Annotated in this window: 13 protein-coding genes; 3 read left to right on the top strand and 10 right to left on the bottom strand. The window is 62.5% G+C overall.

Annotated features, from left to right (window positions below):
* Positions 1-16: 16 nt before the first annotated feature.
* The 4 genes from CE_RS12645 to CE_RS12660 form a co-directional block, all read right to left on the bottom strand.
* Positions 17-418 carry a DUF4247 domain-containing protein gene (locus CE_RS12645; RefSeq protein ID WP_006769086.1) on the bottom strand — a complete coding sequence of 134 codons (402 nt, stop codon included), beginning with the start codon at positions 416-418 and terminating at the stop codon, positions 17-19.
* A complete protein-coding gene (locus CE_RS12650; RefSeq protein WP_006769085.1) occupies positions 415-900 on the bottom strand; it encodes a DUF2617 family protein in 486 nt (161 codons plus the stop codon). Before CE_RS12650 ends, CE_RS12645 begins: the two co-directional genes overlap by 4 nt.
* Positions 900-1,505 (bottom strand): DUF4178 domain-containing protein, encoded by a 606-nt coding sequence (locus CE_RS12655; RefSeq protein ID WP_006769084.1) that lies wholly within the window; start codon positions 1,503-1,505, stop codon positions 900-902. The genes CE_RS12650 and CE_RS12655 overlap by 1 nt, the downstream gene beginning before the upstream one ends.
* A gap of 356 nt (positions 1,506-1,861) precedes the next feature.
* On the bottom strand, positions 1,862-3,076 hold the full coding sequence (locus CE_RS12660; RefSeq protein ID WP_011074783.1) for an IS4-like element ISCef4 family transposase: 1,215 nt from the start codon (positions 3,074-3,076) through the stop codon (positions 1,862-1,864).
* A 157-nt stretch (positions 3,077-3,233) separates the two neighbouring features.
* On the opposite strand from CE_RS12660, the gene CE_RS12665 reads away from it, so the two are divergent.
* The 3 genes from CE_RS12665 (at position 3,234) to CE_RS12675 (ending at position 8,001) form a co-directional block, all read left to right on the top strand.
* Positions 3,234-3,527: a rhodanese-like domain-containing protein gene (locus CE_RS12665; protein WP_006769082.1), complete on the top strand. Its 294-nt coding sequence runs from the start codon at positions 3,234-3,236 to the stop codon at positions 3,525-3,527.
* A gap of 137 nt (positions 3,528-3,664) precedes the next feature.
* Complete coding sequence (locus CE_RS12670; RefSeq protein WP_006769081.1) at positions 3,665-4,111, top strand: MarR family winged helix-turn-helix transcriptional regulator; 447 nt, start codon at positions 3,665-3,667, stop codon at positions 4,109-4,111.
* Between the two features lie 8 nt (positions 4,112-4,119).
* Entirely contained in the window at positions 4,120-8,001 is a 3,882-nt protein-coding gene (locus tag CE_RS12675; protein ID WP_011075981.1) for a Pls/PosA family non-ribosomal peptide synthetase, read from the top strand.
* 36 nt (positions 8,002-8,037) lie between these two features.
* Here the strand turns inward: CE_RS12675 and ppk2 are convergent, their stop codons facing one another.
* The 6 genes from ppk2 to CE_RS12700 form a co-directional block, all read right to left on the bottom strand.
* Positions 8,038-8,937, bottom strand: coding sequence for a polyphosphate kinase 2 (ppk2, locus tag CE_RS12680; RefSeq protein WP_006769079.1), 900 nt, complete (start codon positions 8,935-8,937; stop codon positions 8,038-8,040).
* Between the two features lie 130 nt (positions 8,938-9,067).
* Positions 9,068-9,205 (bottom strand): PorA family porin, encoded by a 138-nt coding sequence (locus CE_RS12685; protein WP_006769078.1) that lies wholly within the window; start codon positions 9,203-9,205, stop codon positions 9,068-9,070.
* Between the two features lie 77 nt (positions 9,206-9,282).
* Positions 9,283-9,456 (bottom strand): hypothetical protein, encoded by a 174-nt coding sequence (locus CE_RS15480; RefSeq protein ID WP_006769077.1) that lies wholly within the window; start codon positions 9,454-9,456, stop codon positions 9,283-9,285.
* A gap of 473 nt (positions 9,457-9,929) precedes the next feature.
* Positions 9,930-11,573 carry a chaperonin GroEL gene (gene groL, locus CE_RS12690; protein WP_006769076.1) on the bottom strand — a complete coding sequence of 548 codons (1,644 nt, stop codon included), beginning with the start codon at positions 11,571-11,573 and terminating at the stop codon, positions 9,930-9,932.
* Positions 11,574-11,819: 246 nt separating this feature from the next.
* A complete protein-coding gene (locus tag CE_RS12695) occupies positions 11,820-12,431 on the bottom strand; it encodes a prepilin peptidase (protein ID WP_006769075.1) in 612 nt (203 codons plus the stop codon).
* Positions 12,432-12,456: 25 nt separating this feature from the next.
* Complete coding sequence (locus CE_RS12700; protein WP_006769074.1) at positions 12,457-12,741, bottom strand: type II secretion system F family protein; 285 nt, start codon at positions 12,739-12,741, stop codon at positions 12,457-12,459.
* Between the last annotated feature and the right edge of the window lie 109 nt (positions 12,742-12,850).

Consider the following 12,850-nt stretch of genomic DNA (forward strand, 5'->3'; position numbering starts at 1 on the left):
GTTTCCATTCCTGTTGTTATTTCACGCCGCCGCCGGATCCGGATGATCCGCCGCTGGAATTACTGGGGGCTGAGGGGACGAAGCCGGGGCCGAGCCAGATGAAGGCACCGCTGTTGACGCGGTCGAGGCCTTCCACGGTGATCCGGCAGTCGGGGGTGCCCTCGCCTGAGATGATCACCAGTTTCTTCGGGTACCGCAGGTAGGTGTCGCCGGTGGCAGGGTCGGTGGCGCGTTCGCTGGGGCGTTCCATCGCCGCGATGCGGTCGGCCACGCCGGTCTCCCCGGCGCAGCTGCCGTTCGACCAGGTCTGTGCGATGCGGTTTTCCACCGGCGGTTTGCTCACCAGTGCCATGATCAGGCACAGCACCGCGAGGAACAGGAAGATGATGCCCAGTGTCCTGGCTGTTTTGGCACTCATGGGTGGTACTGGCTCCTTGTGCTGACGATGGTGTTCTCCCCCGGGTACAGGTGATGTGTCCACCAGTGCCATACCCCGTCCACGCATGCTCCGCGCAGCGCGGTCAGATGATACTCCCCCTCCCCGGGGAAGCTGGCGATCAAGCCGCCGCCGTCCGCAATGTCGGCGGCCTCGGCGGCGAATTCACCCGGGCTCAGCGTCCGAGTGCGGGTCTCCAGGCGGTACCCCTGCTTATCGACGGCCCCCGGCAGCGGCCACTCACCCCCCTCACGGGCGTGACACGAGATCTCCTCCCGGAAGCGCCCGGAGGGCGCTTCCACGGTGACCACATGCGAACCCCCGATCACCACCAGGTGCAGTGAGGAGTGGGTGGTCGGGTCGTCGATAAGCATCTCGGCGAGGATCTCCGGCATGGGGGCGTTCCAGCGCACACCGAGGTCACCGGCGCGGATATCGGCGGGGGCGCAGGCCAGGCGCAACATCAGTTTCTCGGCGCCGGGTAGACGGTCAGTTCACCGGGCAGCACCGTCCAACCCAGGGATGCCTCGAGGGGTCCATCCTCACCGAAACGCTCGAACCCCAGCAGGCGCTTACCGCCGGCCTCGGCCATGTCCCAGTACTCGAAACGGCCACTCTCGGGCAACCCGGTGGTGCCCTCGGAGTAGAACTGCCCCACCCCACTTTCCACCTTGCGGTAACGCACACCCTCGACGGTGAGCTCATTCGCCGGCTGCACATCCAGGTCCGGACGCGAGATCCACCAACTGAGGTTGAGCTGCCCCTCGTCATAGTCCACGCTCAGATACTCGCCTCCCTTGCCGCCCTCGAGGAGGTACTCGTACCAGGTGTAGGCACCCTGACGCATGGTGACACCACCACGGCACACATAATCCACGCCACCGTATCCCACGATCGCGCCGGGACCGAGGACATCGGGGCCGAAATCAGCCGAAGCGTCACTGAACTTGAGGGGATCCTCCCGTGGACGTGGGGGCTGCTCGGCATTCTTCTTTTTCGCGGAGAGGACGAAGAAGACGACGGCGATGACAGCGAGGATGATCGCCAGGATGAGCCAGGTGGTGTTCATGGGTGGTCTGCTCCCAGGGGGTAGGAAGGGATAATGAGCAAAGGTTACACGTTTCATCCCCGGAGTATCAGGGGGCTTCCACCCGGAAGGAGCCCGCAGATCCTCAACCCCGAGATCCTGTCTCCAGAGAGCACCAGTGATCTCAGGGTTAAACACAATACCGTTAAGTTAGTGGTGGGATGACGGTGACCACTGGGCCGAGTGGCCGACCACAATGATGGGATCGTTTCACCGGCCATTTCGACATCTTTCGTTTAATCACCCGCGGATTCTTCCGCCTTCGTCGCGGTGGGTTGAGGTACCTGGCCAGCCAAGACACTGCCCGATCCCATAAACTTCGGGCGGTGTGCGGGTCGTCAGGGGGGAAAAGAGCCCTGGATCACCGAACGACGGGTAAGCTTCAAGGCCTTAACAAATGACACCCGCACCGGAGGGTGCTCACTGGCAGTGGCCGCATCAGCCATCAGTGTCCTGATCGCGTAGTGGCAGCACAGATGCCCCCAGATCTCCTGACGCACCAACTCCGGGGACTTTGACCGCAACACCCTTTCTCGTCCACGCTGATGGGTTTTCAACTCATCGAAAGTGTTCTCGATCTCCCACCGGGCGTGATACGCCGCGATCAGATCCTCCACCGACACCTCATCAGGATCCAACAAGGTGGTCAACAACCGATGCTGCTGGTCGACAATGCCAGCCTCATCGTCACCGGTATCGATGTGGTAGTCCACCACCCGCACCATCCTTGGGGCAACCTGCCGCCACCCCGGCCCACTGCTCGGGGTAATCGTGGCCAACCATGTTCCATCCTCCAGGGTTCGCACATGGTGTGGTTTCACATTGTTCCGGATCCGCCACACCAGATCCGCACCACGGTCCTGGGCGGTAGCCCACCGGTGGAAACTATAAAACCCCCGATCAGCGACCAGTACTGAGCCTGGATCCAGCCGGTCGATCAGTTCATCAGCCAGGGTCGTTTCCCCGGTGCCCAGCCCGCCGATGACCGCGTCCAGGATCGCATGTGATCCACATTCCGCGATCGCCACGACACGGGCCTGCGGGTACCCGGCCTGACCACGTCCGGTGCCGGGACGCCCGAAATGCTCGACATTGGCTGGCGTATCCGGGACATCCAAGGTGGTGCCATCAACAGCCAACAGGCGTTTGCCCGCCAGCCAGGCCCCCTCCCACCCCGGCCGGGCCAATGGTTGGGCAACACGGGCAAACAACGCTGCCATCGGTTCATGTCCCAGCCTGACCCTGGCCTGGAAAATCGCGGAGCGTGACGGAGCAGGTACTGCCTGTTCCTCCCACCTGCAGGCCCAGGACAGTCCATCGGTGAGATCGGCGTAGATATCCTCATAGGATCCATCGGAGTTCAAAGCCATTGTGATGGTGTAATACACCATTACCCGGGAGGGCAGGATGCGGGATCGTTGCTGGGTACGACCGGCCTGCGCGACGACCTCGTCCACGACATCGGCCGGAAACACCCGGGTGAGCAGGCCCACCGAGATTAAATCCGATAACCGACGATCAGTATCAGGTTGTGTCCGTCCATGTCGAGGCATAGCACAACACTACACCCACTAACTTAACGGCATTGGGGTTAAACACAGTGGTTTCTGGGAACAGGATCTCGGGGTTAAGGCGTTGGGGAATGTGGCCACCGGTACACCCAGGCAATTACTCTGAACAACACCCATCAACTCACCGAGGAGCAACACCATGAAGGAAGTCAACGTCACCGAGGTTCCGGCGGACGCACAGCTGATCGATGTCCGGGAAACCGATGAATTCGCCGAGGTCCGTGCGGAGAATGCCATCAACATCCCGATGAGCGAGTTCACCTCCCGGGTGGGTGAGCTCGATCTGAATCGGGACATCTATCTCATCTGCAAGCTGGGGGGTCGTTCCGCGCAGGTCGGTGAATATCTGGAGCAGCGTGGCATCGAGGCCATCAATGTCGCCGGTGGTACCGAGGGGTGGGTCGCTGCCGGTCTGCCGCACAGCACCAACTAGCACCAACTAGCATCCACCGGACCCCCACCGCAGTACACAGCACAGTGTGCTGCGGTTTGTCATGTCCTCATACCCCGCAAATGGTGGGTAGCACCCCATGATTAGACCGATCCACGGTTTCCCATTATCGTGGTGTCATGCCTTCCCACCCGGATATCCCCAAAGCGCTGCTTGAATCGCCCAGCTATCAGCTGGAGAGGCTACGTCGTCGCACCCGCGATGAGGTGGAATCCCAGCTGGCCCGTCACGACACCACCATGCGTGAATATTGGACACTGACCTGCCTGGTCAATGCCGATGCCGCGAGCCAGTCCGCCCTGTGCGACATGCTGGCGATCGATGCATCGGATATGGTCAGACTCGTCGATGCACTGGAGAAACACGGGTGGGCGAAGCGCGAACGGGATCCCCGGGATCGTCGTCGACAGATTGTCACATCAACGAAGAAGGGGCGGGCCGCCCAGGCCGACCTGCACAAGGTCGTCAGCGAGGCGGAGGACGTCTCACTCGATGAATCCACCTCCAAACAGCTGAAACATCTGCGCAAATTGGCAGCCGCAATCATCTCCACCGAAGAGGACTAAATAGCAACGTGTCTCTAAGCAAGGTTCCGCCCCAGTATCTGAGAGCAGCAGAAGCACCACCCAAGCGCACACTCTGGGACATCCTGGTGGATATCTCCTCCACGTACCCTGAGGCAGCCGCCATCGATGATGGCCAGATCCTGACCTACGCGGAACTGATGCAGGAGGTCACCACGCTTGCCTCCGAGATGCACGCGCAGGGTGTCCGGCGCGGGGACCGCGTGGGTATCCGTATGCCGTCCGGCACCCGGGATCTCTACATCGCGATTCTCGCGACCCTGGCCGCCGGTGCCGCCTATGTGCCTGTGGATGCCGATGATCCCGAGGAACGCGCCGAGATGGTCTTCGGTGAGGCCCGCATCAACGCCCTGTTCGATGCCAGTGGTTTCCACATGATCAAGCCGACCCCGGGTGGTGATACCCGTCGTCCCCGTCTGGATGACACCGCCTGGATCATCTTCACCTCCGGGTCCACGGGTAAGCCGAAGGGTGTGGCGGTGTCCCACCGTTCGGCAGCGGCCTTCGTCGATGCGGAGGCCCAGATGTTCCTGGTCGATCATCCGCAGGGTCCGCTCGGCCCGGAGGACCGCGTGCTCGCCGGACTCTCGGTGGCCTTCGATGCCTCCTGTGAGGAGATGTGGCTGGCGTGGGGTCATGGTGCCTGCCTGGTGCCGGCTCCCCGTTCGCTGGTGCGTTCCGGCATGGATCTCGGCCCCTGGTTGATCCGTCGTGACATCACGGTGGTCTCCACGGTGCCCACCCTCGCCGGCCTGTGGCCCGCCGAGGCTTTGTCCCATGTGCGTCTGCTCATCGTCGGCGGTGAGGCCTGCTCCCAGGAGCTCGTCGAGCGCTTATCGACGGAGGATCGCGAGGTCTGGAACACCTACGGCCCCACCGAAGCCACCGTGGTGGCCTGTGGCACCCAGCTCTATCCCGGCCAACCCGTGGGTATCGGCCTGCCGCTGGCCGGCTGGGATCTCGTGGTGGTCGACGCCGAGGGCCAGCCCGTCGGCATCGGCGAGGTCGGTGAACTGGTCATCGGTGGTGTGGGTCTTGCTCGTTATCTCGATCCGGAGAAGGACCGCGAGAAATACGCCCCCCTGCCGAGCGTGGGCTGGAACCGTGCCTACCGCTCCGGCGATCATGTGCGCCTGGAGGAGGATGGTCTCTACTTCATCGGTCGCGTGGATGACCAGGTGAAGATCGGCGGCCGCCGCATCGAGCTCGGTGAGGTCGATGCGAATGTCGCGGCCCTGCCGAATGTGCGGTCCTCCGCGGTGGTGGTCCAGACCACCGGTGCCGATGAGAAGGTCCTGGTGGCCTATGTCTCCCTGGAGGATGAGGAGGCCGGCTTCAACCACAATGAGGCAGCCAAACGCCTCGCCGAGACCATGCCCGCCGCTCTGGTCCCCCGCATCCATGTCATGGAGGAGCTGCCTGTCACCACCTCCGGCAAGGTGGACAAGAAATCCCTGCCGTGGCCACTGCCCGGCACCACCGTGGACGCCGAGGGCCTGAGCGAGACGGAGGCCTGGATCGCCCAGCTGTGGGTCGATGTGCTGGGCACCTCGGTGTCCGGCAATGACGCGGACTTCTTCTCCCTGGGTGGCACCTCCCTGGCCGCTGCGACACTCGTGGGCCGCCTGCGTGAGAAGGTCCCCACCGTGGCCGTGCGTGATCTCTACGATCATCCGCGCCTGGAGAAACTCGCGGAGCGTGTGGAAACCGTCGCCAGCGATTCCGGTGTTTCCCTGCAGAGTTCCACCACGCCGCCACGGCGTGAGGTGAAGCCGGTCTCCGCCGGCACCCGGATTGCCCAATCGCTCATCCAGATCCCGATCATGACGCTGCAGGCCGTGCAGTGGATCGCGTGGCTGGCACTGGGTAACAACATCATGGCCGGCCTGGGTGTCGAATGGGCCCGCCCGGTCCCCTGGTGGCTGGTGATCACCCTGATCGTCATCTTCGCCACCCCGATCGGTCGCCTGCCCATCGGTGCCTGGGGTGCCCGCCTGATCACCCGGGGCATTGAACCCGGTGACTACCCGCGCGGTGGTTCCGTACACCTGCGCATCTGGGCCGCGGAACGGCTCGCGGATGCCTCCGGTTCCCGCAATATCTCCGGTGCAACCTGGGTAAACTACTTCGCCCGCTCCCTCGGTGTGAGCGTAGGCCGGGGCGTGGATCTGCATTCCCTGCCACCGGTGACCGGCATGCTCACCCTGGGTGACAATGTCTCCATCGAGCAGGAGGTGGACATGCGCGGTTATTGGATCGATGGTGACATCCTGCGACTGGGTGCCATTGTCATCGAGAAGAACGCCCGCATCGGCGCACGCTCCACCCTCCTGCCGGGCACGGTTGTCGGTGCCGGCGCACACCTGCTGCCCGGTTCCACCGTCACCGGCGACAAGACCATCAAGCCAGGTTCACGCTGGGCCGGTTCCCCGGCGCAGAAGGTCGGCCGTGCCAAGCACCGCTTCCCCCAGGAACATCCACCGCGTCGTTCGCGCTGGGTGCCGGTATTCGGCATCACCTCCATGGTGTTGTCCCTGCTGCCGCTGGCCGCACTGGGCGTGGGTACCGCGGTGACCTTGTGGCTTTCGTCGATAAGCACACTGCCCATCGTGGCGGCCGTGCTGCTGTTCGCAGCCGTCGGCGCGCTGGCGGCATTCGCGACGTACACCGTGTCCATCTGGGTGCTGGTGCGGCTGCTGAGCATCGGTGTCAAACCCGCCATCACCCCGGTGCGGTCCCGGCTGGGCTGGCAGGTGTGGGCCATTGAACGGCTCATGGATGATGCCCGCACCTTCCTCTTCCCGCTCTATGCCGCGCAGCTGACCCCGGCGTGGTTCCGCAGCCTGGGGGCGAAGATCGGCAGGGATGTGGAGATCTCCACCGCCGTGATGGTGCCCAAACTCGCGGATATCCGCGAGGGCGCCTTCCTCGCCGACGACACCCTCATCGGTGGCTATGAACTGGGCAACGGCTGGTTGCTGACGGGTGAGACCCGCATCGGCAAACGCTCCTTCCTGGGCAACTCCGGTATCGCCGGGCCGGAGCGCAAACTGGCCAAGAACTCCCTGGTGGCGGTGCTGTCCTCCACCCCGAAGAAGGCCAAGGCCAGCTCCAACTGGTGGGGTTCCCCGCCGGAGCGCATGCGCCGTGTCACCGTCGAGGTCGACGAGGGTGAGGCCAAGACCTACAACCCCGGGCTCGGTGTGAAAATCTCCCGCGGACTCGTCGAGACCGCCCGACTGCTGGCGCCGATGACCTCCGGTGTGCTGGCTGCGCTGACTCTTGTGATTCTGCAGTGGTTCAACCTCAACTACGGCCTGTGGGTCGCGTGGCTGGTCGGCGGTCTGGTCCTCATGGCCGTGGGCGTGCTAGCCATGGCGATCACCGTGGTGGTCAAGTGGGTCTGCGTGGGCAGACACAAGGCCGGTGACCACCCGCTGTTCAGCTGGTTCGTGTGGCTCAATGAGCTGCAGGACACCTTCGTGGAGACCGTCGCGGGCCCCTGGTTCCTCATCCCGAACCTGGGCACCGGCAGCCTCAACCTCGGCCTCAGGGCGCTCGGCGCGCACATCGGTAAGGGTGCCTGGATCGAGAGCTACTGGTTCCCCGAATCCGATCTCTGTTATATCGGCCGCGGCGCCACCGTCGGACCCGGCACTGTCGTGCAGACGCACCTGTTCCAGGACCGCGTCATGAGCCTGGACACCGTTACCATCGCCGACGGTGCGACCCTGGGTGACCACTCGGTGGCGCTCCCCGCCTCGCTTGTCGACGCCTCCGCCACCATCGGTCCAGGCTCCCTGGTCATGCGTGGCGACCGGGTCCCCGCCCACACCAGATGGCAGGGCAACCCGATCGAACCGTGGATCTAGAATCCAGATGAAAAAGGGCCCCTCGGGGCCCTTTTTCTAATCGCCGATCTGATCACGTCCGCGGAGGACGATCTTGGGGTCCGGCTCCCCCACCACGTCATAATCCTTGTCCGTGTAATCGAACTTGGACAGGACGTAGCGCATGGCGTTGATGCGGGCGCGTTTCTTGTCATTCGACTTGATGGTGATCCACGGGGACTCATCGGTGTCGGTGTAGCGGAACTGCTCCTCCTTGGCGCGGGTGTAGTCATCCCACTTGTCCAGGGATGCCAGGTCCATCGGGGAGAGCTTCCACTGACGCACCGGGTCCACCTGGCGGATGGCGAAGCGGGTGCGCTGCTCCTTACGCGTCACCGAGAACCACAGCTTGGTCAGGGAGATACCCGAACCGAGGAGCATATTCTCCAGCATGGGCACCTCACGGAGGAACTCCGCGTGCTGGGACTCGGTGCAGAAACCCATGACGCGTTCCACACCGGACCGGTTGTACCAGGAACGGTCGAAGAAGACGATCTCACCGGCAGCCGGGAAATGCTGGATATACCGCTGGAAGTACCAGGACGTGGACTCACGCGGGGATGGCTTCTCCAGTGCGACGGTGCGGGCACCACGCGGGTTGAGATGCTCATTGAAGCGCTTGATGGTGCCACCCTTACCCGCCGCATCACGCCCCTCGAACAGGATGATGTGGCGCTGGCCGGTCTCCTTGGTCCAGTTCTGCCATTTGAGCAACTCGATCTGGAGGGCGCGCTTGATTTTCTCGTATTCCTCACGCGTCATGCGTTCGTCATACGGGTAATTCTCACGCCAGGTTTCGATGGGGGTGCCATCGGGCCGCAGGAGTACCGGATCATCCTCATCGGAATCATCGACGATATACCCTTCGGTCTGGGCGAGATCGATGACGGGAAGATCATTCTCAGTGGTTTCAGCCATGAAGAGGATTCTACCTACACTTGAACTTTCGAGCGCGTTAACGTTCACCTAAGTGAGGAATGTCGGAAATGCAAAAAGCTCCAGTCCACAAGGGACGGGAGCTTTAACCTACGCCGGAGCGTGGTGGGAATTAGCCCAGGAGGCCGAGCAGCTTGGCGACGTTGTCAGCCCAGTCGCCAGCGGTCTTCAGCAGACCGAAAACGGTACCGACAAGACCGGTGGAGGAAAGGTTGGAAACGTTGGCCAGGAAGTCAGTGATGCTTTCCATTATGTTCTCCTTCAGAGATTAAGAAAAAGTTTGGAATCTCAGCTTCTAGGTTTATCCCCTAGCAGCAAGAATGGGGATTAAGAGGACAGGTTGCCAGCAGCGTCGCCGGTGGTCTCAGCGAGGTCACCGAAGTTCTGGAAGAAGGCGATGATGCTGTTCAGCAGGGTCGGGATGCCCTGGAGAGCAGGTCCCAGGTTCTTGCCGAGGGTAGCGAAGTCGGACAGGGAGTCCTTGAGAAGGGAAAGATCCATGAGAAATCTCCTAGAGAGGACCAGCAAATAAGCTGGTGATGGTTGCCAGTTTGCTGACGCCCTCAGGACGTCACCACACTATTGAAGCACAGATTTCGCATGCGTCAAGAGGAAAACTCAAAATCCTCTCAGATAACCGTGACCTTCGGGGTGGAGTTTTCCCGCTGTTCACCTGAAATTCAAAATAGGTCCTGAGCTGGGAACATGACATCTCAAGCCGGAAATAACAGTTAAGAACGTCTCTAAACGGCGACGGTTTTGTAACGACCGGCTGGGAACGTTCGATTAAAGCAATTCTGCCACAGGGCCGCCTCCCACCCCACCCACAAGCGGGGGTGTTTTCAAGGGTTATCGAATAACTTCCGGGATGAGAATAGCCTGAGAGTCAATCAGGCGTCGACAAGCTTCCGGGGACAGCAACGCCCCTCGCACGTTGCAGACAACGTACAAGGGGCGTGTGGTGTGGGTGGGGCTTAGAAACCGCCCATGCCACCCATCTCATCAGCACCCGGCATTGCAGCGCCTGCCGGCTGTGGCTTGTCGGCGACGACAGCCTCAGTGGTCAGGAACAGTGCAGCGATGGAGGCTGCGTTCTGCAGTGCGGAGCGGGTGACCTTGACCGGGTCGTTGATGCCGGCGGCCATGAGGTCGACGTACTCACCGGTTGCGGCGTTCAGGCCTTCGCCCTCAGGGAGGCGGGAGACCTTGTCGGCGACAACGCCGGGCTCGAGGCCAGCGTTGGCGGCGATCTGCTTCAGCGGAGCGGTCAGGGCGTCGCGGACGATGCGGACACCGGTGGCCTCATCGCCGGTCAGATCGAGATCGTTGTCCAGGACGTGGGCGGCCTGGATCAGGGCGACGCCACCGCCGGCGACGATGCCCTCCTCAACGGCTGCCTTCGCGTTACGCACGGCATCCTCGATGCGGTGCTTGCGCTCCTTGAGCTCGACCTCGGTGGCTGCACCGACCTTGAGCACTGCGACGCCGCCGGCCAGCTTGGCCAGACGCTCGTTGAGCTTCTCACGGTCGTAGTCGGAATCGGAGTTCTCGATCTCGGCGCGGATCTGGTTGACGCGACCCTCGATCTGCTCCTCGGAACCTGCACCATCAACGATGGTGGTGTCATCCTTGGTGACAACAACCTTGCGTGCCTGGCCGAGCAGAGGCAGATCAGCGGTCTCCAGGGAGAGGCCGACCTCCTCGGAGATGACCTGGCCACCGGTGAGGATGGCGATGTCCTGCAGCTGTGCCTTGCGACGGTCACCGAAGCCCGGTGCCTTGACGGCGACAGACTTGAAGGTGCCGCGGATCTTGTTGACGACCAGGGTGGACAGAGCCTCGCCCTCGACATCCTCGGCGATGATCAGCAGTGGCTTGCCGGACTGCATGACCTTCTCCAGCAGTGGGAGCAGATCCTTGATGTTGGAGATCTTGCCGGAGACCAGGAGGATGTACGGATCCTCCAGGACAGCCTCGAGGCGCTCCATGTCGGTGGCGAAGTAACCGGAGATGTAGCCCTTGTCGAAGCGCATACCCTCGGTGACCTCGAGCTCAACGCCGAAGGTGTTGGACTCCTCAACGGTGATGACGGAATCCTTGTTCAGCTTGCCGCCGCCGACGGCATACATGGCCTTGGCGATCTGAGCACCGATGGCCGGGTCAGCTGCGGAGATACCTGCGGTGGCAGCGATCTGCTCCTCGGTCTCGACCTCCTTGGCGGACTCGAGCAGCTTCTCGGTGACGGTGGCAACAGCCTGCTCGATGCCACGCTTGATGCCCATCGGGTTGGAGCCGGCGGCTACGTTGCGCAGGCCCTCCTTCACCAGTGCCTGAGCCAGCACGGTGGCGGTGGTGGTGCCGTCGCCAGCGACATCATCGGTCTTCTTGGCGACTTCCTTGACCAGCTCTGCGCCGATCTTCTCGTACGGGTCCTCAAGCTCAATCTCGCGAGCGATGGTGACACCATCATTGGTGATGGTGGGGGCGCCCCACGCCTTCTCCAGAACAACGTTGCGACCCTTCGGGCCGAGGGTGACCTTGACGGCATCTGCTAGGGTGTTCAGGCCCTTCTCAAGGCCACGGCGTGCTTCTTCATCAAAAGCGATGATCTTTGCCATGTGTTTGTGCTCCTCATTAGTGATAGGACGACACTCACGTCTACTACCCGGCAGGCGCCCGCGACGGCACGGTTAGTGAGTGTGGACCAACCTCACCTGTCAGGTAGTTCATGATCATTTGCTGGCACTCATACGAGGTAAGTGCTAATCCTTTTCTAGCACTCGCCCATGTCGAGTGCAAGCTTTGGGAGGGCCTTATTCACAGTGTTCGCCACAAGCGTTTATAACTGTGGCTATTGGTCGCGGTTAGAGCAGGACGACGGCGAGCACGGCACCGGCCACCATCCAGGGGCCGAAGGGAATATCGGTCTTCCGATTGCCACATCTTGTTAGCAGGACCGCGACGGCGACGACTACATTGAGTACGAAGGCGAGCAACGTTCCGATGGCCACATGCTGCCAGCTGAACCACCCGAGGAACACTCCCACCACGGCGGCGAATTTCACGTCCCCCAGCCCCAGACCCGCGGGGGCGATGAATGCAAGGGCGAAATAGCCCAGGAGCAGGACCAGGCCGGCGAGCAGGGCGCGCACCCAGTCGTTCCAGGTGCCTCCCACCGCTGCGGAGGCGAGGAACCCCAGGACCAGTGCCAGCAGGGTCGCGGCGACCAGTCGGTCGGGGAGCCGGCAGACAGCCAGGTCGATGACCATGAGCAAGGTGCATCCGACTGCGGCGGCGGCCAGGCCGATCAGCTCGGCGGGATTCGTGGCCAGCAGAGCAGCGCCTGCACCCAGTGCCGCGGCGAGCACCACGTGGAACCGGGCCCGCACCCACCGGGACGGTTCGGGGACGAAGGGGCTGATCTGCCCGGAGAGCAGAGCGGCGGCCACGGCCGTGAGCAGGGCGGTGAGCAGCACGATCCACAGACTCGTAGACGCGCCATCACATTCCGGAGAAGGCGTCGACAATGCTCATGGCAGCCGGACCCATGACCACGATGAACAACACCGGCAGGATGCACAGCATCACCGGAGCGAGCACCTTCACGGGAAGTTTCTGGGCTTTCTCCTCGGCGCGCTGGCGGCGTTTGAGGCGCATCTCATCAGCCTGGGTCCGCAGCACATCGGCGATCGAGATGCCGTAGGCATCCGCCTGGACCACCGCGCGCACGAAACGCCGCAGGTCGGGCACCGTGGTACGGGTTGCCAGCCCGTCGAGATACCACATTGGTGGCCACGAATCACCGCCCTAAGCTGGTTATATAAAAAGGAAAGATATGTCACATAGGCGAAATTCCGCACTCATTCCAATGGCGAGTTACCCTTAAGGATTGGGC

Origin of the sequence: Corynebacterium efficiens YS-314 (genome assembly GCF_000011305.1) — a bacterium.
Lineage (GTDB): Bacteria > Actinomycetota > Actinomycetes > Mycobacteriales > Mycobacteriaceae > Corynebacterium > Corynebacterium efficiens.

What these genes read in the sequence shown, in the direction of transcription:
- CE_RS12685 (WP_006769078.1), bottom strand. Translation starts at nt 9,205, where the DNA reads ATGGAAAGCATCACTGACTTCCTGGCCAACGTTTCCAACCTTTCCTCC.
- CE_RS12670 (WP_006769081.1), top strand. Translation starts at nt 3,665, where the DNA reads ATGCCTTCCCACCCGGATATCCCCAAAGCGCTGCTTGAATCGCCCAGC.
- CE_RS12700 (WP_006769074.1), bottom strand. Translation starts at nt 12,741, where the DNA reads ATGTGGTATCTCGACGGGCTGGCAACCCGTACCACGGTGCCCGACCTG.
- CE_RS12660 (WP_011074783.1), bottom strand. Translation starts at nt 3,076, where the DNA reads ATGCCTCGACATGGACGGACACAACCTGATACTGATCGTCGGTTATCG.
- CE_RS12650 (WP_006769085.1), bottom strand. Translation starts at nt 900, where the DNA reads ATGTTGCGCCTGGCCTGCGCCCCCGCCGATATCCGCGCCGGTGACCTC.
- CE_RS12665 (WP_006769082.1), top strand. Translation starts at nt 3,234, where the DNA reads ATGAAGGAAGTCAACGTCACCGAGGTTCCGGCGGACGCACAGCTGATC.
- ppk2 (WP_006769079.1), bottom strand. Translation starts at nt 8,937, where the DNA reads ATGGCTGAAACCACTGAGAATGATCTTCCCGTCATCGATCTCGCCCAG.
- groL (WP_006769076.1), bottom strand. Translation starts at nt 11,573, where the DNA reads ATGGCAAAGATCATCGCTTTTGATGAAGAAGCACGCCGTGGCCTTGAG.
- CE_RS15480 (WP_006769077.1), bottom strand. Translation starts at nt 9,456, where the DNA reads ATGGATCTTTCCCTTCTCAAGGACTCCCTGTCCGACTTCGCTACCCTC.
- CE_RS12645 (WP_006769086.1), bottom strand. Translation starts at nt 418, where the DNA reads ATGAGTGCCAAAACAGCCAGGACACTGGGCATCATCTTCCTGTTCCTC.
- CE_RS12655 (WP_006769084.1), bottom strand. Translation starts at nt 1,505, where the DNA reads ATGAACACCACCTGGCTCATCCTGGCGATCATCCTCGCTGTCATCGCC.